Origin of the sequence: Achromobacter sp. LC458 (assembly GCF_001005835.2) — a bacterium.
Taxonomy (GTDB): domain Bacteria; phylum Pseudomonadota; class Gammaproteobacteria; order Burkholderiales; family Burkholderiaceae_B; genus Achromobacter; species Achromobacter spanius_B.
This window is the reverse complement of the sequence record NZ_LBHW02000001.1, coordinates 116,074-138,904: the sequence shown is the minus strand read 5'-3', so window position 1 is coordinate 138,904 and position 22,831 is coordinate 116,074. Positions and strand designations below refer to the sequence as shown.

The 22,831-nt window shown below is 64.4% G+C and carries 21 protein-coding genes; 9 read left to right on the top strand and 12 right to left on the bottom strand.

Going from position 1 to position 22,831, the window contains the following annotated elements:
* The first annotated feature begins 36 nt into the window (after nt 1-36).
* From YH64_RS00615 to YH64_RS00605, 3 genes are read left to right on the top strand one after another with little or no spacing between them, the layout of a single operon-like run.
* Complete coding sequence (locus YH64_RS00615) at nt 37-639, top strand: Maf-like protein (protein WP_046802595.1); 603 nt, start codon at nt 37-39, stop codon at nt 637-639.
* On the top strand, nt 636-1,346 hold the full coding sequence (locus tag YH64_RS00610; protein ID WP_046802594.1) for an SAM-dependent methyltransferase: 711 nt from the start codon (nt 636-638) through the stop codon (nt 1,344-1,346). Before YH64_RS00615 ends, YH64_RS00610 begins: the two co-directional genes overlap by 4 nt.
* Before the next feature lie 3 nt (nt 1,347-1,349).
* The gene (locus YH64_RS00605; RefSeq protein WP_046802593.1) at nt 1,350-2,135 is read left to right on the top strand and encodes an N-acetylmuramoyl-L-alanine amidase; all 786 of its coding nucleotides are present in this window, start codon (nt 1,350-1,352) and stop codon (nt 2,133-2,135) included.
* Nucleotides 2,136-2,140: 5 nt separating this feature from the next.
* On the opposite strand, the gene msrQ is transcribed toward YH64_RS00605, so the two are convergent.
* The 4 genes from msrQ to YH64_RS00585 all read right to left on the bottom strand — a co-directional run bounded on the left by msrQ (nt 2,141) and on the right by YH64_RS00585 (nt 5,505).
* Nucleotides 2,141-2,791, bottom strand: a complete 651-nt coding sequence (gene msrQ / locus YH64_RS00600) for a protein-methionine-sulfoxide reductase heme-binding subunit MsrQ (RefSeq protein ID WP_046802592.1) — start codon at nt 2,789-2,791, stop codon at nt 2,141-2,143.
* An 8-nt stretch (nt 2,792-2,799) separates the two neighbouring features.
* Nucleotides 2,800-3,762 carry a protein-methionine-sulfoxide reductase catalytic subunit MsrP gene (gene msrP, locus YH64_RS00595; RefSeq protein WP_046802591.1) on the bottom strand — a complete coding sequence of 321 codons (963 nt, stop codon included), beginning with the start codon at nt 3,760-3,762 and terminating at the stop codon, nt 2,800-2,802.
* A gap of 112 nt (nt 3,763-3,874) precedes the next feature.
* The gene (locus YH64_RS00590) at nt 3,875-4,540 is read right to left on the bottom strand and encodes an HAD family hydrolase (protein ID WP_046802590.1); all 666 of its coding nucleotides are present in this window, start codon (nt 4,538-4,540) and stop codon (nt 3,875-3,877) included.
* Nucleotides 4,541-4,542: 2 nt separating this feature from the next.
* Nucleotides 4,543-5,505, bottom strand: coding sequence for an RluA family pseudouridine synthase (locus YH64_RS00585; RefSeq protein WP_185975318.1), 963 nt, complete (start codon nt 5,503-5,505; stop codon nt 4,543-4,545).
* 524 nt (nt 5,506-6,029) lie between these two features.
* On the opposite strand from YH64_RS00585, the gene YH64_RS00580 reads away from it, so the two are divergent.
* The gene (locus YH64_RS00580) at nt 6,030-9,239 is read left to right on the top strand and encodes an Rne/Rng family ribonuclease (protein WP_046802588.1); all 3,210 of its coding nucleotides are present in this window, start codon (nt 6,030-6,032) and stop codon (nt 9,237-9,239) included.
* A gap of 130 nt (nt 9,240-9,369) precedes the next feature.
* On the opposite strand, the gene YH64_RS00575 is transcribed toward YH64_RS00580, so the two are convergent.
* The 5 genes from YH64_RS00575 to argE form a co-directional block, all read right to left on the bottom strand.
* Nucleotides 9,370-9,918: an acyloxyacyl hydrolase gene (locus YH64_RS00575; RefSeq protein WP_046802587.1), complete on the bottom strand. Its 549-nt coding sequence runs from the start codon at nt 9,916-9,918 to the stop codon at nt 9,370-9,372.
* A gap of 232 nt (nt 9,919-10,150) precedes the next feature.
* Nucleotides 10,151-11,026 carry an acetyl-CoA carboxylase, carboxyltransferase subunit beta gene (accD, locus tag YH64_RS00570; protein WP_046802586.1) on the bottom strand — a complete coding sequence of 292 codons (876 nt, stop codon included), beginning with the start codon at nt 11,024-11,026 and terminating at the stop codon, nt 10,151-10,153.
* Nucleotides 11,027-11,062: 36 nt separating this feature from the next.
* Entirely contained in the window at nt 11,063-11,926 is an 864-nt protein-coding gene (trpA, locus tag YH64_RS00565; protein WP_046802585.1) for a tryptophan synthase subunit alpha, read from the bottom strand.
* A gap of 4 nt (nt 11,927-11,930) precedes the next feature.
* Nucleotides 11,931-13,130: a tryptophan synthase subunit beta gene (gene trpB / locus YH64_RS00560; protein WP_104143339.1), complete on the bottom strand. Its 1,200-nt coding sequence runs from the start codon at nt 13,128-13,130 to the stop codon at nt 11,931-11,933.
* A 126-nt stretch (nt 13,131-13,256) separates the two neighbouring features.
* A complete protein-coding gene (gene argE, locus YH64_RS00555; protein WP_046802584.1) occupies nt 13,257-14,408 on the bottom strand; it encodes an acetylornithine deacetylase in 1,152 nt (383 codons plus the stop codon).
* 134 nt (nt 14,409-14,542) lie between these two features.
* On the opposite strand from argE, the gene YH64_RS00550 reads away from it, so the two are divergent.
* Nucleotides 14,543-15,856 (top strand): MFS transporter, encoded by a 1,314-nt coding sequence (locus YH64_RS00550; RefSeq protein WP_046802583.1) that lies wholly within the window; start codon nt 14,543-14,545, stop codon nt 15,854-15,856.
* A gap of 39 nt (nt 15,857-15,895) precedes the next feature.
* Here YH64_RS00550 and YH64_RS00545 read toward each other — a convergent pair whose 3' ends face one another.
* The gene (locus YH64_RS00545) at nt 15,896-18,205 is read right to left on the bottom strand and encodes a bifunctional (p)ppGpp synthetase/guanosine-3',5'-bis(diphosphate) 3'-pyrophosphohydrolase (protein WP_046802582.1); all 2,310 of its coding nucleotides are present in this window, start codon (nt 18,203-18,205) and stop codon (nt 15,896-15,898) included.
* A gap of 104 nt (nt 18,206-18,309) precedes the next feature.
* On the opposite strand from YH64_RS00545, the gene YH64_RS00540 reads away from it, so the two are divergent.
* Together YH64_RS00540 and YH64_RS00535 are read left to right on the top strand one after the other, a co-directional pair.
* On the top strand, nt 18,310-19,143 hold the full coding sequence (locus YH64_RS00540) for a zinc-dependent peptidase (protein WP_046802581.1): 834 nt from the start codon (nt 18,310-18,312) through the stop codon (nt 19,141-19,143).
* Nucleotides 19,140-19,649 carry a flavodoxin gene (locus tag YH64_RS00535; RefSeq protein WP_046802580.1) on the top strand — a complete coding sequence of 170 codons (510 nt, stop codon included), beginning with the start codon at nt 19,140-19,142 and terminating at the stop codon, nt 19,647-19,649. The genes YH64_RS00540 and YH64_RS00535 overlap by 4 nt, the downstream gene beginning before the upstream one ends.
* Before the next feature lie 76 nt (nt 19,650-19,725).
* Here the strand turns inward: YH64_RS00535 and YH64_RS00530 are convergent, their stop codons facing one another.
* Complete coding sequence (locus YH64_RS00530; protein WP_006218017.1) at nt 19,726-20,076, bottom strand: RidA family protein; 351 nt, start codon at nt 20,074-20,076, stop codon at nt 19,726-19,728.
* Between the two features lie 71 nt (nt 20,077-20,147).
* Nucleotides 20,148-21,356 (bottom strand): nicotinate phosphoribosyltransferase, encoded by a 1,209-nt coding sequence (pncB, locus tag YH64_RS00525; protein ID WP_143215201.1) that lies wholly within the window; start codon nt 21,354-21,356, stop codon nt 20,148-20,150.
* A gap of 123 nt (nt 21,357-21,479) precedes the next feature.
* Between pncB and fdxA the strand changes: the two genes are divergently transcribed.
* Nucleotides 21,480-21,803: a ferredoxin FdxA gene (fdxA, locus tag YH64_RS00520; protein ID WP_006218015.1), complete on the top strand. Its 324-nt coding sequence runs from the start codon at nt 21,480-21,482 to the stop codon at nt 21,801-21,803.
* Between the two features lie 49 nt (nt 21,804-21,852).
* Nucleotides 21,853-22,653: a ferredoxin--NADP reductase gene (locus YH64_RS00515; protein ID WP_046802578.1), complete on the top strand. Its 801-nt coding sequence runs from the start codon at nt 21,853-21,855 to the stop codon at nt 22,651-22,653.
* Nucleotides 22,654-22,831 lie beyond the last annotated feature (178 nt).

Sequence of the window (22,831 nt, the reverse complement as noted above, 5' to 3'; positions counted from 1 at the left end):
TAATACTGCGACTTACGCTTTAACGTCAAATACCGCATGCCTTCAAAGCCTAGCCTGATCCTCGCTTCCAGCTCGCCGTACCGCAAAGAATTGCTATCGCGCCTGCGCCTGCCCTTTACCGCCGTTTCTCCCGATGTGGACGAAACGCCACAACCGGGCGAAACGCCCGACGCGCTGGCCTTGCGGCTGTCGGTGGCCAAGGCCATGGCCGTGGCGGCGAACCATCCGGGCAGCATCGTTATCGGGTCGGATCAGGTGGCGACCATCGACGGCCAGCCTATCGGAAAACCGGGCGACTTCCCGCGCGCCCAGGCGCAATTGCGGGCCCTGTCGGGCCAGATCGTGGAATTTCATAGCGCGCTGGCGGTTACGGACGGCCAGCGCATCGAGCAAGCCGACATCGTCACGCGTTGCCACTTTCGCCAGCTGTCAGAACGCGCCATCGACGCCTATCTGCGCGCCGAAGAACCCTACGATACCGCAGGCAGCGCCAAGGCGGAAAGCCTGGGTATTGCACTAATGGAAAGCATCCAGAGCGATGACCCGACCGCCATTATCGGGCTGCCGCTGATCGCGCTGACGCGCATGCTGGCGCAGTTTGGCCTGGATCCGCTGGACGCACCGGGCGGGCCGGCATGAGCGGCGCCCTGCACCTGATTCCCGTGGGCCTGGGCGATGCCCCGCCCGAACGCTGGTTGCCCGCCGACGTGCGTGCGCTGGCCGGACGCCTGGACACCTACATCGCCGAAAATGCCAAGACGGCACGCGCCTTTCTCAAACTGATCGGCACCACCCGCCCGCTTCAGGAAATCACGATTCACACTCTGACGGACAAAATTGACGTCGGGCAAATCAACGCCTGGTTGGCGCCGGTCAAGCACGGCGCCGAAATCGGCTTGGTGTCCGAAGCCGGCTGTCCTGCCGTGGCGGACCCTGGCGCAAAAGTCGTGGACGCTGCGCACCGCCTGGGCATCACGGTCAAACCGTGGGTGGGCCCGTCGTCCATCCTGCTGGGTCTGATGGCCAGTGGGCTGGACGGGCAGCGCTTTGCCTTCCACGGGTACGCCCCGGTGGACCCGGCCGAGCGCGCCAAGCAGTTGAAAGCCTGGGAGCAGCATTCCGCCAAGCACAACCAGACGCAGTTGCTGATCGAAACCCCCTATCGCAACGCGGCCATGTTCTCCACCCTGCTGGCCGCGCTGAAAGGCGATACCAAGCTGTGCGTGGCCCGTTCGGTCACCACCGCGGACGAATGGGTGGTCACGCACACCGTGGCCGACTGGAAGAAACTGCCGGCGCCCCAACTCGACAAGCTGCCCACGCTTTTCCTCTATCTGGCCCGCTGACTCATGTTTCGCCTTATCACCACCCTGCTGGCCACGGCAGTGCTGGCCGGCTGCGCCGCGCGTGGCCCGGCCGGCCTGGACCTCGACACATCCATCACCGCCGTCGGCCAGGCCAGCCGCGTACGCAGCATCGTTCTGCACTACACCACGGTCGACGACGCCACCTCGCTCAAGCTGCTATCGCAGGGCAAGGTCAGTTCGCACTACCTGATCAACGACGCCGGGCGCGCCTATCGGCTGGTGGATGAAAATCGCGCCGCATGGCACGCCGGGGCGAGCTCCTGGTACGGCAATATCGCCATGAACAGCACGTCGATCGGTATCGAAATCGTCAACCCGGGCTGGACCGAAGGCGCCGACGGCAAACCCGTCTGGCACGCCTACAACGACCGTCAGGTGCGGGCGCTGACGATCCTGCTGCGCGATCTGATCCAACGCCACGGTGTGGCGCCCGAAAACGTCGTGGGGCATAGCGACATCGCGCCGCAGCGCAAGGTCGATCCCGGCCCACTGTTCCCTTGGAAGGCCCTGGCGGCGGCCGGTATCGGCCGCTGGTACGACGAGGCCGGCGCGGCCCAGCATCTGGCTCGGTTGCAGGCCCAAGGCTTGCCCGACGTGGCATGGTTTCAGCAGCAGTTGCAGCGGCTGGGCTACGCCTGCGGGCAGGACGGCAAGCTGGACCCCGCCACGATCAATACGCTGGCCGCATTCCAGATGCACTACCGGCCCAGCTTGCACGACGGCCAGCCAGACCTCGAAACCGCCTCGATCATGTTTGCAATGCTGTAGGCGCGTCAACGCGCGCGGCGGCGCCACCACGCCACGATGCGCCAGCCTAGCAGCAGCGCCAGCACGGCGGCGTACAAGGCCGGCTGGGTCAGGTCATTCTTGCCCGCCTTGTGCCACCAGTAATGCAACACCGCCAGCAGGCCGATCGCATAAATGGCGCGGTGCAATTGCTGCCAGCGTTTGCCCAGACGGCGCATCGCCCACTGGGTGGACGTAGCCGCCAGCGCCGTCATCAGCACGAACGCTGCAAAACCCACGGTGATGAAGGGACGTTCGCCGATATCCTGCAACATTGCCGCGGGGTCCAGCCCTCGGTCCCACCAGACCCAGGCCATGAAATGCATGGCGCCGTAAAAAAACGCGAACAGGCCGCACATGCGGCGCACGCGCACCAAGGCGGGCTGCCCCGTCAGGCGACGCAGCGGCGTGATCGACAGGGTCACCAGCAGGCAGACAAGCGTCCAGGTACCGGACGAACGAGTCAGGAATTCGACCGGGTTGGCGGTCAGCCCGTTATCCATGCCCAGCCACACCCAGCGCGCGAACGGCGCCAGGCCCAGCAGGAACAGGACCGGCTTGAAGCGCCCGACAGTCTTGGCGGAAAGCTGCGTCTTGGCGGGCGGCGCGGCGGCTCGCCGGGAGGAAACCTCGGACATGGCGTTATTCAGTAATTCGCCTTCAGGTCCATGCCCTGATAAAGCGATGCCACCTGTTCGCCATAGCCGTTGAACATCAGCGTCTTGCGCTTGGGGCTGAACAGGCCGTCTTCGCCGATGCGGCGCTCGGTTGCCTGGCTCCAGCGCGGATGCGGTACGTTCGGGTTCACGTTGGCGTAGAACCCGTATTCCTGGGGCGCCGCCTTGATCCAGGAAGATTCCGGCATCTTTTCCACCAGACGGATCTTGACCAGCGATTTGGCCGACTTGAAACCATACTTCCAGGGCACGGCCAGGCGCAGCGGCGCGCCGTTCTGGTTCGGCAGCACCTTGCCGTAGACGCCAAACACCAGCATGGCCAGGGGGTTCATGGCCTCGTCGATGCGCAACGCCTCGACGTAGGGCCATTCCAGGATCGCGGCGCGCACGCCGGGCATGTTCTCGCGCTGCACTGCCGTGACGAATTCCACGTATTTGGCATTGCCGGTGGGTTCCACCTGCTTGAGCAACTCGGACACCGAATAGCCCACCCACGGAATCACCATCGACCAGCCTTCGACACAGCGCAGCCGATAGACCCGTTCTTCCATGGGCGCCAGCTTGAGCAGATCGTCGATGGAGAATGTGCGCGGCTTGCCCACCTCGCCTTCGACGCTGACCGTCCACGGACGCGTCTTCAGCTTGCCGGCATTGGCGGCAGGGTCGCCCTTGTCGACGCCGAATTCGTAGTAGTTGTTGTAGGACGTGATGTCGGCAAGCGATGTCTGCTTGTCCATGACGCTGAGCGACCCGTTGGGCTTGCCGGTCAGTGTGCCGGCGTCTTGGGCGAACGCGCTGCGCGCAGCCCAGCCGGGCAGCCCCACGGCGGCGGCCGTGAGCCCCGCGCGCAACATGAGGTCGCGGCGCGAACGCCAGACCGCTTCGTCGGTAATTTCGGACGGGGCAATATCGTGGGGCTTGCGTATCAACATCGTGGTCTCCGGTTCACCGACCGTCGGCCGTAGCCGCCGGGTACAAGTCATAGACGCTGCGCCGCCCCATGATATTCCGCGGCGGCGCGCCCCGTGTGCGATCTTTCCCGGATCAGGCGCCGGCCGACACCCGGGGCAGCAGCCATTCACGCACCAGCGGCACGCTATCGAGCACCGCCTGTGGCGCACAACCCTGAAGCTCCTTCACGGTATGCGCGCCATAGGTCACGCCCAGGCCGTGCACGCCCGCATTGACCGCCATCTGGAGATCATGCGAGGTGTCGCCCACCATCACCACGCGAGCGGGGTCCACGTCCAGCTCCTGCATGAGCTCGTGCAACATCGCGGGATGCGGCTTGCTGAAGGTTTCGTCCGCCGTGCGCGTGGCGTCAAACAGCGGACCCAAGCCCGTCGCCGCCAGCGCGCGGGTCAGGCCGACCCTGCTTTTGCCGGTGGCCACCGCCAAGCGCACGTTCTGGTCGGCCAGGGTCCGCAACAGTTCGGGAATGCCGTCGAACAGGCGCAGTTCGGGGTCGCGCAGCAGGTAGTGGGTGCGGTAGCGCTCAAGAAAGCGCGGCATCATCGCCTGCGTCAGCTCCGGCACGGCCCGACGCAACGCGCTTTCCAGGGACAGACCAATCACCCAGCTAGCCTCGGACGCCGACGGCACCGCCAATTCCAGGTCCCGGCAAGCGCCCTGGATGGCGGCCACGATGCTGTGCGTGGAATCCATCAGGGTGCCATCCCAGTCAAAAACGACCAGCGAATACGACGACATAATCAGACCGACTCCAGTTGTTTCAGTATTTTTTGGCAGGCGGGCGGCAGCTCGGCGGTCAGGGTCATGGGCTCGCCGGTGACCGGGTGGGCCAGGGTCAATTGATGAGCATGCAGGAACATCCGACCGAAACCCATGCGCGAAAATTCCGCGCGCACGTCGTCATGCCCGTATTTGTCATCACCCACAATGGGAAAGCCGCTGGCCGCCAGGTGCACCCGGATTTGATGCGTACGACCGGTGCGCAGTTCCGCGTCGACCAGACTGTAACCGCCGAAACGCTGCTTGAGCGTGATGATGGTGTGCGCGGTCTGGCCGTCGGGGTCGACCTTAACGCGCCGCTCGCCGGATTGCGTCGTCCATTTGGACAGGCCCAGCTTGATGTGCTGGCGGTCATTCACCCAATCGCCCTGGACCAGCGCCAGATAGTGCTTGTCGCCCTTGCCTTCGCGCAGCATCGCGTGCAGCGCCAGCAAGGCGCTGCGTTTCTTGGCCACCATCAACAGCCCGGACGTTTCGCGGTCCAGGCGATGCACCAGTTCCAGGAACTTGGCATCGGGCCGCGCGGCGCGCAGTTGCTCGATCACGCCGAACGACACCCCGCTGCCCCCATGCACCGCCACGCCGGCGGGTTTGTCCACCACCAGCAGCGCGTCGTCTTCGAACACCACGGGGAACTCGGCGCCCGGCACCGGACGCGGCTTGCCCGGATCAGGTAGGCGCAAGGGCGGGATGCGGACGATGTCGCCCGCCACGATGCGATAGTCGACCGAGATGCGTCCCTTGTTGACGCGCACCTCGCCGCCACGGATGGCCTTGTAGATGTGGGTCTTGGGCACGCCCTTGCACAGGCGCATCAGGAAGTTGTCGAGACGCTGGCCGGCGTGTTCGCCATCGACCTCCACCATACGGACGGCGGGGGCGGCTTTAGAGGGGGATATGGGGGAGGAAGTTTCTTTGCGCATTGCGGAAAGCGACATATAATCGGGACAGCCTTAAGGGGCTGAACTAGCCGCCTGGCGTAGAGATGCAAACAAGTACGCAACTCCGTCGAGCGCGCGGGCCGCTATTGTACTGCCTGCTGATTCAACCCCTGGGTCTCTTGGTCGCCGGCGCAACCGCGCCCTGCCGGATAGTGGTGTGGCATTCACTTTGCCCGCTGTCCCAGCAGGTCCGTTGCATGCCGCAAGCGGCTCTGAAGCACTGCAAGAATCGTCGCATATTTAAAGCACCAGCTGCGTGTAGGCAACCAATCCGACCGCAACTGCCGTTCACAGCAATTTTTCCGTCAAACCACATTCAGTGAAGCTGACCCTCCTGCTGACAGAACCCCGTGCCCCACGGCACGACGTGCCCGCCTGACCCGCGGCGGATACGCCTGGGCGCCGCCCAGGTACGGTCCGCATTTCTTGCCCGCTTCAGCCGCAGCCCGAGTGACCCGAGGTCACGCGCCGATATCGGCGCGTCATGACAACGGAGAAACCCTCTCATGAAGCGCATGCTGTTCAATGCGACGCATCAGGAAGAATTACGCGTCGCTATCGTTGATGGGCAAAAACTCATCGACCTCGACATCGAGACTGCCGGCCGCGAACAACGCAAAGGCAACATCTACAAAGGTGTCATTACCCGGATCGAACCCGGCCTGGAAGCTTGCTTCGTCAACTACGGTGAAGACCGTCACGGCTTTCTGCCCTTCAAGGAAGTTGCTCGCAGCTTCTTCAAGGAAGGCGTCGATGTCCGTAGCGCCCGCATCCAGGATGCGCTGCGCGAAGGCCAGGAACTGATCGTTCAGGTCGAAAAAGAAGAACGCGGCAACAAGGGCGCAGCCCTGACCACGTTCATCTCGCTGGCTGGCCGCTACCTGGTCCTGATGCCCAACAACCCCCGTGGCGGTGGCGTTTCGCGCCGCGTCGAGGGCGAAGATCGCCAGGAACTGCGCGACACGATGGAGCAGCTTGAGCTGCCCCAGGGCATGAGCATCATTGCCCGTACCGCCGGCATCGGCCGCAATGTCGAAGAGCTCCAGTGGGACTTGTCCTACCTGTTGCAGCTGTGGACCGCCATCGACGGCGCTGCCCGCGACAACTCAGCGCCCATCCTGATCTACCTGGAATCCAGCCTGGTCATCCGGGCCATCCGCGATTATTTCTCGCCCGAAATCGGCGAAATCCTGATCGATACCGACGAGATCGCCGATCAGGCCACCGCCTTCATGAGCGTGGTGATGCCGGACAACGTCCAGCGCGTCAAACGCTACCGCGACGACATCCCGCTGTTCTCGCGCTTCCAGATCGAACACCAGATTGAAACGGCGTATTCGCGCACGGTGCAACTGCCGTCCGGCGGCGCCATCGTGATCGACCACACCGAAGCACTGGTTTCCGTTGACGTGAACTCGGCCCGCTCCACGCGCGGCGCCGACATCGAGGAAACCGCGCTGCGCACGAACTCCGAAGCGGCCGACGAAGTGGCCCGCCAGTTGCGCTTGCGCGACCTGGGCGGCCTGATCGTCATCGACTTCATCGACATGGAAGACAGCAAGAACCAGCGCGCCGTCGAACAGCGCCTGCGCGATGCTCTCCATTTCGACCGTGCCCGCGTGCAGATGGGCAAGATTTCGCGCTTTGGCCTGATGGAACTGTCGCGTCAGCGCCTGCGCCCGGCCCTGAACGAAGGCTCGCACATCACCTGCCCGCGCTGCAACGGCACCGGCGTGATCCGCGATGCGGAATCCAGCGCCCTGCACGTGCTGCGCCTGCTGCAAGAAGAAGCCATGAAGGAAAACACCGCGGCGGTCCACGCCCAGGTGCCGGTGGATGTTGCCACCTACCTTCTGAATGAAAAGCGCGCCGACATCACCAAGATGGAAGCCCGCCTGAAGGTCAACCTGATGCTGATCCCGAACAAGCATCTGGAAACGCCGCATCACCACATCGAACGCCTGCGCCATGACGACCCGCGCCTGGAAGAGCTGAAGACCAGTTTCGAACTGGTGGAAGCTCCCGCCACGAACGCGCCGTGGCAACCGCGCGAAAGCGAAATCAAGGCGCGTCCGGAAGCTCTGGTCAAGGGCATCACGCCCTCGCAGCCGGCCCCGGTCTCGTCCACGCCGGCCACTCCCGCCGTTGCGCCCGCCGCACCGGCTGCCGCAACGGGCGGCCTGGGCGGCTTGTTCAAGCGCCTGGTCGGCTGGCTGACCGGTGGCTCCGAAGCCGCCAAGCCGGCCCCCATCGCCCAGGAAGACAGCGCCAAGCGCGCCGCCTCTGGTCGCGGCAAGGGTCGTGCCGGCCATGATGGCCAGGAACGCCGTGGTGAACGCCATGGCTCGGATCGCAACCGCAACAATCGCCGTGGCGAATCGCGCGGTGAAGGTGCCGAAGGCGGCGAAGGCAGCCGCCACCACGCCCGTGGCAACCGCCGTGGCGAAGGCGAACGCGGTGACCGCCAGGATCGTGGCGATCGCGGCAACCGCGGCGAAGGCCGTGGTGATCGCGAAGGCCAGACGGCGCAAGCCGTCTTGGCGTCCAACCGCCCCGACCAGGCTGAACTGGCCAATGGCGACGATACCGGCGCCGGTCGTAACCGCCGCCGTGGCCGTGGCCGCAACCGCCGCGAAGAAGGCCAATCCGACGCGCCGATGAGCGAACAGGAAAGCATGGTGGCCGCGCTGGCGCAGTCCGTTGCGACCGCCCTGCCCGACACCACCAAGCCCGCCGCCGAAACGTCGACGGACGCCGCTGACGCCGCCGAGCAAACCGCCGATGGCATGCCCCTGGCCGAAGGTGCTGAAGGCGCCGCCGATCCGGAACGCAAGCGCCGCCGCCGCCGCAGCCGCCGTGGCCGCCGCAGCCAGGACGAAGCAGGTCTGGCCGGTAGCGACGAGCAACTGGACGACGGTTCCGACGACGACATCGCCGATCAAGCTGAAGGCATCGCCGCCCAGGCAGCGCCGGTAGAAACCGCTACCGCCGCGCCGGTGCAGACGCAGGCCGTCGACACCAAGGTGACGGAAGCACAAGCCGTCGAAGCGCAGCCCGCCAAGGTCGAAGCACCGGCTCAGGCGCCGGTTCAGGCTCCGGTGGAAACGCAGACCCAAGCACCCGCCCACGCCCCGGCTCAAGCCCCGGTCCAAGCTGCGGCACAGGCCCCGGTTGAAGCTCCGGCCCAAGCCGCCGCTGTGGACGCTCCTGTCGAGGCCACCAAGCCCGCCGCCGTACAAGCCGCCGAGCCCGTGGCCCAGCCCGTGCAAACGGCTGCCTCGGTGACCGAGCCGGTGGCCGTGCAGGCCGCTGAGCCGGCCCAAGCTCCGGCTGAAACGCCGGTGAAGGCCGCCGAGGTGGAACCCGTCGTGACGGCGCCCGCGCCGGTTGGTGAACGCGAAGCCCCGACCGCAGCGCCGGCTGCCGCAGCACCGGCTGCCGCAGCGACGGCTGTCGCAGCGACGGCTGCCTCCCCAGCCCCCGCCGTGTCGCAGCCTATCGTGGTACCGGCAGCCACGCCGTCGGCCAAGGCCCAGGCCTTGCATGACGTCGTCAACGCCGCTGGCTTGAAGTGGGTGGAAACCGATCCGGACCGCCACGCTCAAACCCAGCTGCGCATTGCCGCCGCGCATACGCCGACCCGCCTTGGCCGCGAGCGCAAGCCGGTTGCCACCGTGTCGAACGAACCCCTGGTTCAAGTCGAAACGCGGCACTAAGCCGCTGGCACGCCAAAAAGCCTCCGTCGCATGACGGGGGCTTTTTTTCGTCCGTCGCCAACACCCCCATGATCCATAGACGAAAAAAACCCTCGGTGACGAGGGTTTTATGGTCTTGCCGGAAAGCGGCTTAGAACTGGTACGTGTAGGTCAACTGCACCAGATCCAGCCCGGGGTTCGGGCGCTTGATGCTGGCGTTCGAAAAGTGCGAATAGCGCACGCCGATGCGGTTGTTCGGCGTCAGCAGAAAGCCCATGCCGACGTGGTCGCCAAACTGGAAGGCGGTACTGATGTTTTCGTCCGCGAAGCGCGTGCTGGAAAACACCGTCGCGCCGATACCGGCTTCGAGGTAGAAACGTTCGCCGGTCCACCAGCGGAACATCGGGATAGCATTGAGCTGCCACACATGGCCCGGGGAACGCGAGCCGTCCGCCCACCAGTACGAGGCGCCCAATTCGGGCGTGAGGTCAAGGCGACCCCAGTTGCCACCGAACTGATGCGTCCAGACCGACGGCGTTTCGTAGTTCAGGGTAATGCGCTGGTAATGGTCGCCGATGCCGTAATGCACGCTCACGCCACCCTGCGTACCTTCCGACGATTGGGCGCTGGCCACCGTGGCGGCGCCTGCCATTGCCAAACCGACGAGGCTTGCGAGCAGTTTCTTGTTAGTCAACAGCATGGGATAACTCCAAAGATTTGGGTCTAACCGGCAACATAGCAAAATACGGGTCGGATGGCATGAGCCTTGTAGCAATAAGGCAACAAATTTGCCGTGGAAAACACTGTTCCGAAAAGCACCGTCACAATCGATACGAGATTCGGTAAGCAGCGTCACAAACCGGCGGCGGCTCAAACGGAAAATGCCGTCGAAAGCGAGAGCTTTCGACGGCATTATTTGTTGCGACTACCCGTCAGGCAGTAACGACGTCCGCCGGCTGGTTGGTCAGCAGCGCCAGCAGACGCGCAATTTCCTCACGCAGCTGGCGGCGGTCCACCACCATATCGATAGCGCCCTTTTGCAGCAGAAACTCCGAGCGCTGGAAGCCTTCCGGCAGCTTTTCGCGCACGGTCTGCTCGATCACGCGCGGGCCGGCAAAGCCGATCAGCGCCTTGGGCTCGGCAATGACCACATCGCCCATGAACGCAAAACTGGCCGACACGCCGCCCATGGTGGGGTCGGTCAGTACGCTGATAAACGGCAGGCCGGCCGCCGACAGGCGGGTCAACATGGCGTTGGTCTTGGCCATCTGCATTAGCGAAAGCAAGCTTTCCTGCATGCGCGCGCCGCCAGATGCGGCAACACAGATAAACGGCGTCTTGTTGTCCAGGGCGGCTTGGGCGCCGCGCGCGAAGCGCTCGCCCACCACCGAACCCATCGAACCGCCCATGAATTCAAATTCAAAGCAGGCCAGGGTGGCCGGCACACCGCGAATCGAACCGCTCATGACCACGAGCGCATCGGATTCACCGGTTTGCTTGACGGCCTCTTGCAGGCGCTCGGGATACTTGCGCGTGTCCTTGAACTTCAGCGAATCCACGGACCGCGTGTTCTGGCCAATTTCAACCCGGCCTTCCATATCCAGCAGCGAATCGATCCGCGCGCGAGCGCCGATACGCATGTGGTGGTCGCACTTGGGGCACACGTGCAGATTGGCCGCCAAGTCTTCGCTGTACAGCACCGATTCGCACGACGGGCATTTCACCCACAGGCCTTCGGGAACGCGGCGGGCGCCGCTGTCGCTGGTTTTATTGATGCGAGGAGGCAGGAGTTTTTCGATCCAGCTCATTGATTTTTCATCCCGTTAGAGGGCGCGTCCGGCCGTTCAGGCCGACGCGTCGTCTCGTTTTACTTGATCCAGCGCGAGCCGGATGGTGCGCAGCCAGCCGCTGGCGGCGGTAACTGCAGCGTTGGTTTGCTGGGCAGCCGGGGCGTTCGCCACCGCCTGCTCCATCGTTTCAATCAGTTTGCTGCCGATGACAACGGCGTCCGCCACGCGAGCCACGCGCTGCGCGCTTTCAGCGTCGCGGATACCGAAACCCACGCCAACCGGAATGTCGCCCATGTGGCGGCGAATGACGGCCACGCGTTCGGCCACATCCTCGGTATTGAGCGACCCGGCGCCCGTGACGCCCTTGAGCGACACGTAATACACATAGCCGCGCGCCACTTTTGCCACGGCCTGGATGCGCGCTTCGGTGGAGGTGGGCGCCAGCAGGAAAATGGGGGCAATGCCGTGCGCGCCCAGGGTGGCCGCGAAGTCGATGACCTCTTCAGGCGGATAGTCCACGACCAGCACGCCGTCTACACCCGCGCGTTCGGCGTTGGCGGCAAATTCAGCCTGGCCCATGCGTTCGATGGGGTTGGCGTAGCCCATCAGCACCACCGGCGTGGTGGTATCGCGCTGACGGAATTCGGCCACCAGTTCCAGCACACGGGCCAAACCCACGCCTTGCGCAATGGCGCGGTCGGCGGCGCGCTGGATCACGGGGCCGTCGGCCATCGGGTCGGAGAACGGTACGCCCAGTTCGACGATGTCGGCGCCGGCTTCCACCAGCGCATGCATCAGGGCAACCGTAGCCGCGGGCGACGGGTCGCCGGCCGCGATGTAGGGAATCAGCGCGGCCGAACGGCCGGATTCGGCGGTACGCGCGAACGCGGCCGCGATACGATCAGTGCGAGTTGTCATGGTGTTAGAGCTCGATACCGGCACGTTCGGCGACGGTATGCATGTCTTTGTCGCCACGGCCCGACAAATTGACCAGAATGACGGCGTCGCGCGGCAGCGTGGCGGCCATCTTCACGGCCTGGGCGATGGCGTGGGACGATTCCAGTGCCGGCATGATGCCTTCGATACGGCAGCAGTCATGAAACGCCTTCAGGGCCTCATCGTCGGTGATCCCCACGTATTCCGCACGGGCCGAGTCCTTCAGCCACGCGTGCTCGGGACCCACGCCGGGGTAGTCCAGGCCGGCCGAAACCGAATGCGTTTCCTGTACCTGGCCGTCGGCGTTCTGCATGACGTAGGTGCGGTTGCCGTGCAACACGCCCACCTGCCCCGCTGCCAACGAAGCGGCGTGCTTGCCGCTGTCCATACCCTCGCCCGCCGCTTCGACGCCGATAAGGCGCACGTTTTCGTAGGGGATGTAGGGGTGGAAGATGCCCATGGCGTTGGATCCGCCGCCCACCGCTGCCACGACGTAGTCGGGCTGGCGGCCGATGGCTTCGGGCATCTGCGTCAGGCATTCGTTGCCGATCACGGTCTGGAAATCACGCACCATGCGGGGATAGGGGTCGGGACCCGCCACCGTGCCGATGATGTAGAACGTGTTTTCGATGTTGGTGACCCAGTCGCGCATGGCTTCGTTCAGCGCGTCTTTCAGCGTGCGCGAACCTGACGTAACCGGCACTACCGTGGCGCCCAGCAGCTTCATGCGGTAGACGTTCGACGCCTGGCGATGAATGTCTTCGCTGCCCATGTAGACAACGCATTCCATGCCGTAGCGCGCGGCCACCGTGGCGGTTGCCACGCCGTGCTGGCCGGCGCCGGTTTCGGCGATGACGCGCGGCTTGCCCATGCGCTTGGCCAGCAATGCCTGGCCGATGCAGTTGTTGATCTTGTGTGCGCCGGTGTGGTTCAGGTCTTCACGCTTGAACCAGATTTGCGCGCCGCCCACCATTTCCGACCAGCGTCGGGCGTGGTAGATCGGGCTGGGCCGGCCGACAAAGTGCTTGAGTTCGTAGTTGAACTCTTCCAGGAAGGCGGGATCGACACGGTAATGGTCATAGGACGCGCGCAGCTCGTCGAGCGCGTGCATCAGCGTTTCCGCCACGAAAACACCGCCATAGGGACCAAAATGGCCCTGGGCATCCGGAAAGTCGTAAGGTTTCACCAAGCATCTCCCCCGGTATCGCGACAGGCCACTGCCAGCCGCAAATCCGGTTTGCAACCCGTCATTTTACCTGAGCCGGCCGGGGCCGGGGTCCGCGCAACGGTCCCCTCCCCGCCCGCCACCCGCTTACAGCGACTGGCCCAGGCGACGCAGGAACGCCTCGCAAGACGCCATTTGGTCGATGGCCACGAATTCGTTGGGCTTGTGGGCCTGCTCGATATGACCCGGGCCGCAGACCACGGTGGGGATGCCGATGCCCTGGAACAGCCCCGCTTCGGTGCCATACGCCACCTTGCGCGTGCTGCGATCTTCGGTCAGCGCCCGCACCAGCTGGGTAATGGCGGCTTCTTCGGAGGCCTCCAGCGCGGGGGCCGCGGCGCCCGTCTCGATTTCGATGGTAGCGCCGTCAAATTCGGCCTGCATGCGCGGCAAGAGCTCATCACGCACGTATTTCTCGACTTCGGCCTGGATCTGGTCGGGTTGCATGCCCGGCAAGTTGCGGAATTCGTAGGTGAATTCGCACAATTCCGGGATGGTGTTGACGGCGATGCCGCCCCGGATCTGGTTGGTGGTCATCGTGGAGAACGGCACGTCGTAGAACTGGTCGTACGGGCCGTTGGCCTTGAAGCTGTCTGCCAGGTCGCGGATGCGGCAGATCAGGCGGGCGGCGTATTCGATGGCGTTGCAGCCGCGCGGGGTCAGCGACGAATGCGCGGCCTTGCCGTGGACCTTGCAGCGAAACAGGTTGATGCCCTTGTGCGCCACCACCACCTGCATGCCGGTGGGTTCACCCACCACGCAGCCTTCGGGGCGGATGCCGCGTTCGTGCAGGTCGGCCAGCATGTACGGCGCGCCGGCGCAACCGACTTCCTCGTCGTACGAGAACGCCAGGTGGATCGGCTTTTTGCGCGGCATGGCCATGAATTCCGGCACCAGCGCCAGCGAACCGGCGATGAAACCCTTCATGTCGCAGGCGCCACGCCCATAGAGAAGGCCGTCTTTTTCAACGAGCTTGAACGGATCCGTGCTCCAGTCCTGACCATCCACGGGCACCACGTCGGTGTGGCCCGACAGGACGATGCCGCCCTGCTGGTTGCCGTCTTGCGCCGGCAAGGTGGCGAACAGGTTGGCCTTGGTGCGCTCGGGGTTGTGCGCCAGCCACGCGTCCACGCCCTGGCCCTTGAGCCAATCACGGACGGTTTCGATCAGGGCAAGATTGGAATTGCGGCTGGTGGTATCGAAACCCACCAGCGTTTCCAGCCAGGTGCGCGCGTTCATGTCACTTCTCTTTGGGGGGAAAAGCGACAAGTGTAAAGCCAGGAAGCGCCCGCGTCTTGGACGGTGGGGCCGACCGTTCACCGGTTAAGCGCCTAGAATGTCGCCGGATTGAATTACGCCCCCAAGGAGAAACCGTGCAGCACAAAGCAGTTCCCACACGCAACATCGTGGCCGCAGTCATAGGCAACGCCCTCGAATGGTATGACTTCCTGGTCTTCGCGTTCATGACGCCGATTATCGCGAAGCTGTTTTTCCCCACCGACCCCAACCTGCCCGGCAGTGAACTGAACGCCATCCTGATGACCACGGCCATCTTCGGCGTGGGCTTCTTCATGCGCCCGGTGGGCGGCATCATCCTGGGGATGTACGGCGACAAGAAAGGCCGCAAGGCCGCCATGGTGATGGTGACCTCGCTGATGGCCGTGTCGACTGCGCTGATCACGGTGGCCCCGACCTACCACGCCGCCGGCATCCTGGCCCCGATCTTCATCCTGATCGCGCGCCTGTTGCAGGGCTTCTCGGCGGGCGGCGAATTCGGCACGTCGACGGCCTTGCTGATCGAAATGGCGCCCAACGGCAAGCGCGGCTTTTACGGCTCGTGGCAAATGGCCGGCCAGATGCTGGCGCTGCTGATCGGCGCGGCCTGCGGCACGCTGATCACCGAGTTCTTCACGCAAGAGCAGATCGCGGCCTGGGCCTGGCGCATTCCGTTTGCCTTCGGCCTGGTCATTGTTCCCATCGCGATCTATATCCGCAAGAACATCGACGAAACCGAAGTCTTCAAGCAGATGCAGGAAGAAGACCGCCAGGCCGCCGCGCGCGGTGAAGTGCAACGCCTGAGCCTGGTGCAGATGGTCAAGACCCACACGCGTGAAACGCTGATCGGCGTGGGCCTGGTGGTGACCGCCACCGTGTCCATCTACATCACCTTCACGTATCTGGTCACGTATTCGACCCAGATCCTGAAGCTGCCGCTGAAGGACACCTTCATGGTGCAGATGGCTGGCGCCGCGCTGATGGTGCTGATGACGCCGTTCATGGGCGCCTGGTCCGACCGTATCGGCCGCCGCCCGCTGGTGATCGGTTCGCTGATCGGCTACCTGATCGTGCTGTATCCGCTGTACTACTGGCTGTCGGATGCGCCGTCGATCGGTCGCCTGCTGACCGTGCAAATCGTGGTCTGCATCTTCGTGTCGGCCTTCTTTGGCGTGTTCAGCACGGTGATGGCGGAATTGTTCCCGGCGCGCGTGCGTTCCGTGGGCTTGTCCCTGGCCTACAACGTGGCCGTGATGATCTTCGGCGGCTTCGCCCAGTTCATCGTGACCTGGCTGATCAAGACCACCGGTTCGCCGATGGCCCCGGCCTACTACGTGATGTTCGGCGTGGCGCTGGGCCTGATCGCCTCGTTCTTCATGCGCGAGCGCGCGCACGAACAGCTGGATCACTAAAGCACGGCCCCCCAGGGCCGCCCGGCCTTGGGGGGTGTCCTAGCGGCGCGACGCCGAGGACACGCCGGCCACCTCGGCCAGGGCGTCCAGCGCGCGGGACAGCGATTCGCCCCCGCGCACTTCTACCGTGAACACCATATGGGCCAGCGATTGCTTGCTTTGCGTGTTCACGCCCACCACATTCAAGCGCAAGCGCGCGAACACTTCAGACAGGTCGCGCAACAGGCCGGGACGGTCGTGCGCGCGCACGCTGATGTCCACGGGATAGAAGGTGTCCGACGTCTCGCCCCAGGCGACCTCGATGACGCGTTCGGGTTCACGCGCGGCCAGCGCCAGGTAGCTGTGGCAGTCGCAGCGGTGGATGGACACGCCGCGACCGCGCGTCACGAAGCCGGCGATGGCGTCGGGCGGCGCGGGGCGGCAGCAACGCGCCAATTGCGTCAATAGCGAGCCCACGCCCACCACCAACACGCCGCTCTTGCCGCTTTTCTCGGCGCTGCCCGCGCTGGCGTGGCGCAGCGCGGCCGGTTGCGGTTCGGTGGCAGGCGCCGGCTGCTGGAACACACTGTCGATCTGGCGCAGGCTGAATTCTTCCTTGGCCGCCGCCACGTACAGGTCATCGGCGCGGGCAAAGCCCAGGTTCTGCGCCAGTTGTTCCAGGTTGACGGCCGTCTTGCCCAGCCGTTGCAGTTCTTTTTCAACCAGCGCCTGGCCCTGCGTAATGCGCTGCTGCAATTCAATGGCGTTGAACCACATCCGAACCTTGGCGCGCGCCCGCGGGCTGGCCAAAAAACCCAGCTGCGGGTTGAGCCAATCGCGGGACGGCCCGCCCGACTTGGCGGAGATGATCTCGACGGTCTGGCCCGTGGACAAATGCGTCTGCAACGGCACCATCTGGCCATCAACGCGCGCACCCCGGCAGCGGTGGCCCAGATCGGTATGCAGGTGATAGGCAAAGTCCACCGGCGTGGCGCCGGCGGGCAGCTCGATCACGCGTGCCTGCGGGGTCAACACGTAGATGCGCTCGTCGGTGTGGGCCGGCGGTTTGACCAGGTTGCGGTTCTTGCTGGACCCGGGTTTGCCGGACGCGGGCTTGCCGGTTTCCGCCTTGGCGGCGTCGGGCTTGCCGGGCTCTTGCCCGGGCTGGCCGCCGCCTTCCACATCGGTGTTCCAGGCTAGCAGCTGACGCATCCAGGCCAATTGGCGATCGTATTCGCTGGACGCAGCCACTTGCCCGCCCTTGGCGCCGGCTTCTTTGTAGCGCCAGTGCGCGGCCATGCCGTATTCGGCGAACTGGTGCATTTCGCGCGTGCGGATCTGCACTTCAAAGGGCCGGCCGTCGTCATCGGCCACCACGGTGTGCAGCGACCGGTAGCCGTTGGGCTTGGGCCGCGAGATGTAGTCATCGAACTCGTTGGACAGCGGCGTCCACATCTCGTGCACCAGGCCCAGCGCCGTATAGCAGGCGCGCACGTCCTCGACGATGATGCGCAGCGCGCGCAGGTCGTACATCTGGGCAAAGTCCAGGCGCTTGACGCGCATCTTGTTCCAGATGCTGTAGATATGCTTGGGCCGGCCGCTGACTTCGGCATCGATGCCCGCCTTGGTCAGCGCCGTTTGCAGGCGGTCGATGGCGCCGGCAATGAAGGCCTCGCGCTCGACCCGCTTTTCTTCCAGCAGGCGCGCAATCTGCTTGTAGCGGTCGGGCTCCAGGAAGCGGAAAGACAGGTCTTCCATTTCCCATTTGATTTGCCAGATGCCCAGGCGGTTGGCCAGCGGGGCGTACAGGTCCAGCGTCTCGCGCGCAAAATCGGTAGAGCATGGGGCCTTGCTTTCGGCATGCCAGCGCAAGGTGCGCAGCCGCGAGGCCAGACGCATCAGCACAATGCGCAGATCGGCCGCCATGGCCAGCAGCATCTTGCGCTGCATTTCTTTTTGCGAGCCGCTTTCGGCTTCGGCATCGCTGGCTTGCCGTGCCACCACGCCCAGGCGCAGCAGCGCGCGCGTGCCCTGGACCAGCCGCGCCACTTCGGCGCCGAACGCCGCCGCGACCGGGTCGTTGCGCAAGGCGGGCGCGGGCGCCATCAAGTCGGTGGGCAAGGCGGCCAACAGCGCGGCGGCGCGGGTGGCGGCGTCGGTGTGCAGCGCGGCCAGGATGCGCACGACGCCGGCGCCGTGGCTGGCCAGCGGCTCGCCGGTCAGGGCGTGCTGGCCTTCAAATCGGGGGATGGCCCAGGTCACGGCCTGGTCGATCAGCGCAACGCCATCGGCGTCCAGGCCCGCGCCTACCTCCTGCCGCCAGGAAGCGTCGAAAGGCGAAGGCGCGTCGATAACAGGCGGGGCGGACATGACTGGCGCAATGCACGGGTTAGTTGATATCCCGACACTCTACACTAGCGTTTGATCGTGCTGAATCCCCTGCCATATCCGGCATATACAAGGAACTAAAGCTTATGTTGCGCTGGCTCAAGGGCCGGGGCGCCCGCCCCTCGGAAGTGGCCGAAATGCAAGCCCGCATCGCGCCGCAGCTGTGGCGGCAGGTGCTGGATGCCTACCCGTTCCTGGCGGCATTGAATGCCGACGAAACCGCGCAATTGCTGGCGCGGTCCGCCTGGCTGCTGGCCAGTAAAACCATCAACGGCGCGCAGGGCCTGGAGGTCTCGGACTTCATGCGCCTGTCGATCGCGGCGCAAGCCAGCCTGCCCATCCTGAACCTGTCGCCCGAGCTGTACGAAGGCTGGGACGAAATCATCGTGTATCCGGCCAGCTTCCGTATCCCGCGCACGCGCCAGGATGAAGACGGCGTGGTGCACGAATTCATCGAAGACGCCGCGGGCGAAGCCTGGGAAGGCGGCCCGCTGGTGCTGTCCTGGGAAGACACGCAGTTTTCTGACGGCGGCTTCAACGTCATCATCCACGAATTCGCCCACAAGCTGGACTTGCGTTCGGGCATGGCTGACGGCATGCCGGCGCTGTCCGCGCACCCCGACCTGAAACCGCAGGTGTGGCGCCGCGTGCTGGACGACAGCCTGGACCGCTTCATTGCCGCGCTGGAAGCCGTCGAAGCCGCCATCCCGCCCGACGTGGACCCGGAAAGCGAAGAGGCGGACGCCTGGTACGGCCAGCTGCCGCTGGACCCCTACGCGGCCACCGACGAGGCCGAATTCTTCGCCGTCAGCTCCGAACATTTCTTTGTCGACCCCGCCCCCTTGCATCAGGCGCTACCCGAATGGCACGCGCTGCTGCGGGCGTATTACCGGCAGGACACGCTGGGGCGCTACGCATGAAACAGCTGCTGATCGCCTGGCACTCGCGCACCGGCGCCGCACGGCAGATGGCCGAAGCGGCAGCGCGTGGCGCAGCGGCGGCGGCCACGCAACTGGACCAGGCGGGCGAACTGCACATTGAAATGCGGCGCGCGGCCGACGTTGACGCCGACGTCATCCTGGCCAGCCATGGCTTTTTGTTCTGCGCGCCCGAAAACCTGGCCAGTCTCAGCGGCGAAATGAAAGAATGCTTTGACCGCAACTACTACGCGGTGCTGGACCGCATCCAGGGCCGGCCCTACGCGTGCGCGATCAGTGCGGGCAGCGACGGCACGGGCGCGGCGCGGCAGGTCGAGCGCATCTGCACGGGCTGGCGGCTAAAGCCGGTGGCGCCCGCGCTGATCGTCAACCTGGGCGCGCAGTCGGCGCAGCAGATCCTGGCGGACAAGGTCGTGCCCCAGGCGGATCTTGACCGCTGCGAGGACCTGGGCGGGCTGCTTGCGGCGCTGGTTTTGACGGGCGGCTGAGCGCAGCGGCGCACATAAAAAAGCCCTTCGGCATGCCGAAGGGCTCTTGCTGGCGGACGGATGTCGCTTAGATCGCTTAGATAGCGGCCGTCACGATGATCTCGACCTTGAAGTCGGGATTGGCCAGGCGGGCTTCGACCGTGGCGCGCGGGGGCGAATTGCCGTCGGCAACCCAAGCGTCCCAGGCCTTGTTCATGCCATCGAATTCCTTGATGTTGGCCACGTAGATCTGGGCCATCAGGATCTTGGTCTTGTCGGTGCCGGCTTCAGCCAGCAGGCGATCGATCGTGGCCAGCACTTGTTCGGTCTGGCCGGTGATGTCCAGCTTGGCGTCGTCCGGCACCTGGCCGGCCAGATACGCGACACCGTTGTACACGGCCATGTCCGACAGGCGCTTGGCTACGTGAAAGCGCTTGATGCTGCTCATGAATATTCCCCTTGGATTCGAGTGGTGGGTTGGATCAAAACAAGAAACCAGCAATTTACCCCGAGCCGCTTTCAGGCGGGAGGCAGCTGGAACACCTGGCGCAAATAGGCCAGGTAGGCGGGATCGTCACACATGGTTTTTTCGGGCGCGTCCGACACCTTGGCCACCGGCTGGCCGTTGCAGCGGACCATCTTCATGACGATCTGCAAAGGCTCGTGGCCCAGGTCGTTGGTCAGGTTGGTACCGATGCCGAACGACACCTTGCAGCGGCCGGCAAACTGGCGCGCCAGTTCGATGGCGCGTGGGAAGGTCAGCGAATCCGAGAACACCAGCGTCTTGGCGCGCGGGTCCACACGGTTCTTGCGGTAGTGCTCCAGCAGGCGTTCGCCCCAGACGAAGGGATCGCCGGAATCGTGGCGGGCGCCGTCGAACAGCTTGCAGAAGTACATGTCGAAGTCACGCAGGAACGCGTCCATGCCGTAGACGTCCGACAGCGCAATACCCAGGTCGCCGCGATATTCCTTGGCCCAGACTTCCAGCGCAAACACTTGCGAATCGCGCAGGCGCGGGCCCAGCGCCTGGCAGGCTTGCAGGTATTCGTGGCCCATCGTGCCCAGCGGCAGCACTTCATGCTGCTTGGCCAACAGCACGTTGCTGGTGCCGGCGAAGTGCTCGCCCATCTGGGCCTTCATGGTGGACACCACTTCCTGGTGCCAGACCTTCGAGAAGCGGCGGCGCGTGCCGTACTCGGCCACGCGGAAATCCGCCAGCGCGGGGTCGTCCAGCACCAGGTGCATCTTGGACTGCAAGCGCTGACGCCCTTCTTCCCAATCGGGATTCTTGCGCGTGTTGCGGAAATAGACCTCGTTGACGATGGCCAGCACGGGGATCTCGAACAGGATCGTGTGCAGCCACGGGCCTTTCACTTCGATGGAGATCTCGCCGGTCGCGTCGCCTTCGCTGATGTGGATGCAGCGCTCGGGCAGGTGGAACAAGCCGAGGAAGTCGACAAAGTCGCTTTTGATGAAACGCAAGCCGCCCAGATAATCCAGTTCGTCCTGGGTGAAGCGCAGCTGGCACAGCTGGTGCACTTCTTCGCGGATTTCATCCAGATAGGGGCGCAGGTCGGCCCCGGCGGTGCGGCACTTGTAACGGTACTCGACCTGTGCAGCGGGAAACTGATGCAGTACCACCTGCATCATGCTGAATTTATACAGATCGGTGTCGAGCAGCGAAGTGATTATCATGGTTGCGCGTATCGTTTCGCGACACCATAGCATAGAGAACCCGGCGTTTACGGCCATGGGCCACGATGTCAATACGGGTATTACCGGCACATCCGGCGCGCATTGGGTAAAATCCGCCCAACAAGACACAAAAGCCGCCGATCCCGGAGTTCCTGAATGACCCACGTTGTCACCGAAAACTGTATTAAGTGCAAGTACACCGATTGCGTTGATGTGTGCCCGGTGGACTGTTTTCGTGAGGGTCCGAACTTCCTCGTGATCGACCCGGACGAATGCATCGACTGCGCCGTCTGCATCCCCGAATGCCCGGCCAATGCGATCTACGCCGAAGAAGACGTACCGCAGGACCAACTGAATTTCATCGCGCTGAACGCCGAACTTTCCCCCGAGTTCGCCAGCATCAGCCGCGCCAAGAAGCCCCTGCCGGACGCCGACGACTGGAACGGCAAGCAGGACAAGCTGCAATACCTGGAAAAATAATCCGCGACGGCCGGCGCCCCCTGGGCAGCCGGCCTCGTGCGATGCCTCGATGACCGACGACTCCAAATACACGCGCCAGACCGTAACCCACGTCCACACCTGGGTGCCCGACAAGCTGTTCTCTTTGCGCGTAACGCGCGATGACGCGTATACGTTCGTGCCGGGCCAATTTGCCCGCGTCGGCTTGCCCGGCGCCGACGATCCCCATGGTCCGCCCACCCTGTGGCGCGCATATTCCATGGTTTCCGCCCCCCAGGAGTCCGGGCTGGAGTTCTATTCCATCGTTGTGCCCGACGGCCTGTTCAGCCCGCGCATGGCGCAATTGCGTCCCGGCGACGCGCTCTACGTTGAAAAAACGCCCTACGGCTTCCTGACCCTTGAGCGCTTTGCGCCCGGCGGCGACCTTTGGCTGCTGGCCTCCGGCACGGGGCTGTCCGCCTACCTGTCTTTGTTGCGCGATCCGGCCACCTGGCGCGCCTACCGCCGCATCGTCCTGGTGCACGGCGTGCGCACCGTTGCGGAACTTGCTTACCGCGAAGAGATCGAATCATCACGCAATCGCCCCGAACTGGCTGACCTGTTCGCGGCTGACCCGCAAAAGCTTGTCTACCTGCCCATTGCCACGCGGGAAGCCCTGCCCGGCATGCCGCAAGAACGCCTGACCACGCTTATCGCCGATGGCCGGCTGGAGCAATTGGCTGGGCTGCCCCTGGATCCGGAGCAGGCCAAGATCATGCTTTGCGGTAACCCCGACATGCTGGCGGACGCCCGCAAGCTGCTGGGCGAACGCGGTTTCAAACCAGGCCGCCGGGGTATTCCCGGCAACTTGGCGGTGGAAAATTACTGGTGATCCCGCACTACCTGGCGTAGTGCATAAATCCTCCGTTTGGTCTCTGTGCAAGGCGGTAAAACGCCCTAAACTGGTGCTTAATGGGATGACGGGTCTCTTTTTAGCAACATATTCCCGATTCTTGCGGCAGTTTCTTTAGGCTGATTGGATATATCTTTAGTCCTCGGCGCAATAATCG

Excerpts from the sequence above, each read along its gene's own strand:
- accD (WP_046802586.1), bottom strand. The coding sequence starts at position 11,026 with ATGAGCTGGATCGAAAAACTCCTGCCTCCTCGCATCAATAAAACCAGC.
- trpA (WP_046802585.1), bottom strand. The coding sequence starts at position 11,926 with ATGACAACTCGCACTGATCGTATCGCGGCCGCGTTCGCGCGTACCGCC.
- msrQ (WP_046802592.1), bottom strand. The coding sequence starts at position 2,791 with ATGTCCGAGGTTTCCTCCCGGCGAGCCGCCGCGCCGCCCGCCAAGACG.
- YH64_RS00515 (WP_046802578.1), top strand. The coding sequence starts at position 21,853 with ATGACCGACGACTCCAAATACACGCGCCAGACCGTAACCCACGTCCAC.
- YH64_RS00610 (WP_046802594.1), top strand. The coding sequence starts at position 636 with ATGAGCGGCGCCCTGCACCTGATTCCCGTGGGCCTGGGCGATGCCCCG.
- msrP (WP_046802591.1), bottom strand. The coding sequence starts at position 3,762 with ATGTTGATACGCAAGCCCCACGATATTGCCCCGTCCGAAATTACCGAC.
- YH64_RS00590 (WP_046802590.1), bottom strand. The coding sequence starts at position 4,540 with ATGTCGTCGTATTCGCTGGTCGTTTTTGACTGGGATGGCACCCTGATG.
- YH64_RS00585 (WP_185975318.1), bottom strand. The coding sequence starts at position 5,505 with ATGCGCAAAGAAACTTCCTCCCCCATATCCCCCTCTAAAGCCGCCCCC.
- YH64_RS00540 (WP_046802581.1), top strand. The coding sequence starts at position 18,310 with ATGTTGCGCTGGCTCAAGGGCCGGGGCGCCCGCCCCTCGGAAGTGGCC.
- argE (WP_046802584.1), bottom strand. The coding sequence starts at position 14,408 with ATGAACGCGCGCACCTGGCTGGAAACGCTGGTGGGTTTCGATACCACC.
- YH64_RS00580 (WP_046802588.1), top strand. The coding sequence starts at position 6,030 with ATGAAGCGCATGCTGTTCAATGCGACGCATCAGGAAGAATTACGCGTC.
- YH64_RS00530 (WP_006218017.1), bottom strand. The coding sequence starts at position 20,076 with ATGAGCAGCATCAAGCGCTTTCACGTAGCCAAGCGCCTGTCGGACATG.
- YH64_RS00605 (WP_046802593.1), top strand. The coding sequence starts at position 1,350 with ATGTTTCGCCTTATCACCACCCTGCTGGCCACGGCAGTGCTGGCCGGC.
- YH64_RS00545 (WP_046802582.1), bottom strand. The coding sequence starts at position 18,205 with ATGTCCGCCCCGCCTGTTATCGACGCGCCTTCGCCTTTCGACGCTTCC.
- YH64_RS00615 (WP_046802595.1), top strand. The coding sequence starts at position 37 with ATGCCTTCAAAGCCTAGCCTGATCCTCGCTTCCAGCTCGCCGTACCGC.
- YH64_RS00535 (WP_046802580.1), top strand. The coding sequence starts at position 19,140 with ATGAAACAGCTGCTGATCGCCTGGCACTCGCGCACCGGCGCCGCACGG.
- fdxA (WP_006218015.1), top strand. The coding sequence starts at position 21,480 with ATGACCCACGTTGTCACCGAAAACTGTATTAAGTGCAAGTACACCGAT.
- YH64_RS00575 (WP_046802587.1), bottom strand. The coding sequence starts at position 9,918 with ATGCTGTTGACTAACAAGAAACTGCTCGCAAGCCTCGTCGGTTTGGCA.
- pncB (WP_143215201.1), bottom strand. The coding sequence starts at position 21,356 with ATGCTATGGTGTCGCGAAACGATACGCGCAACCATGATAATCACTTCG.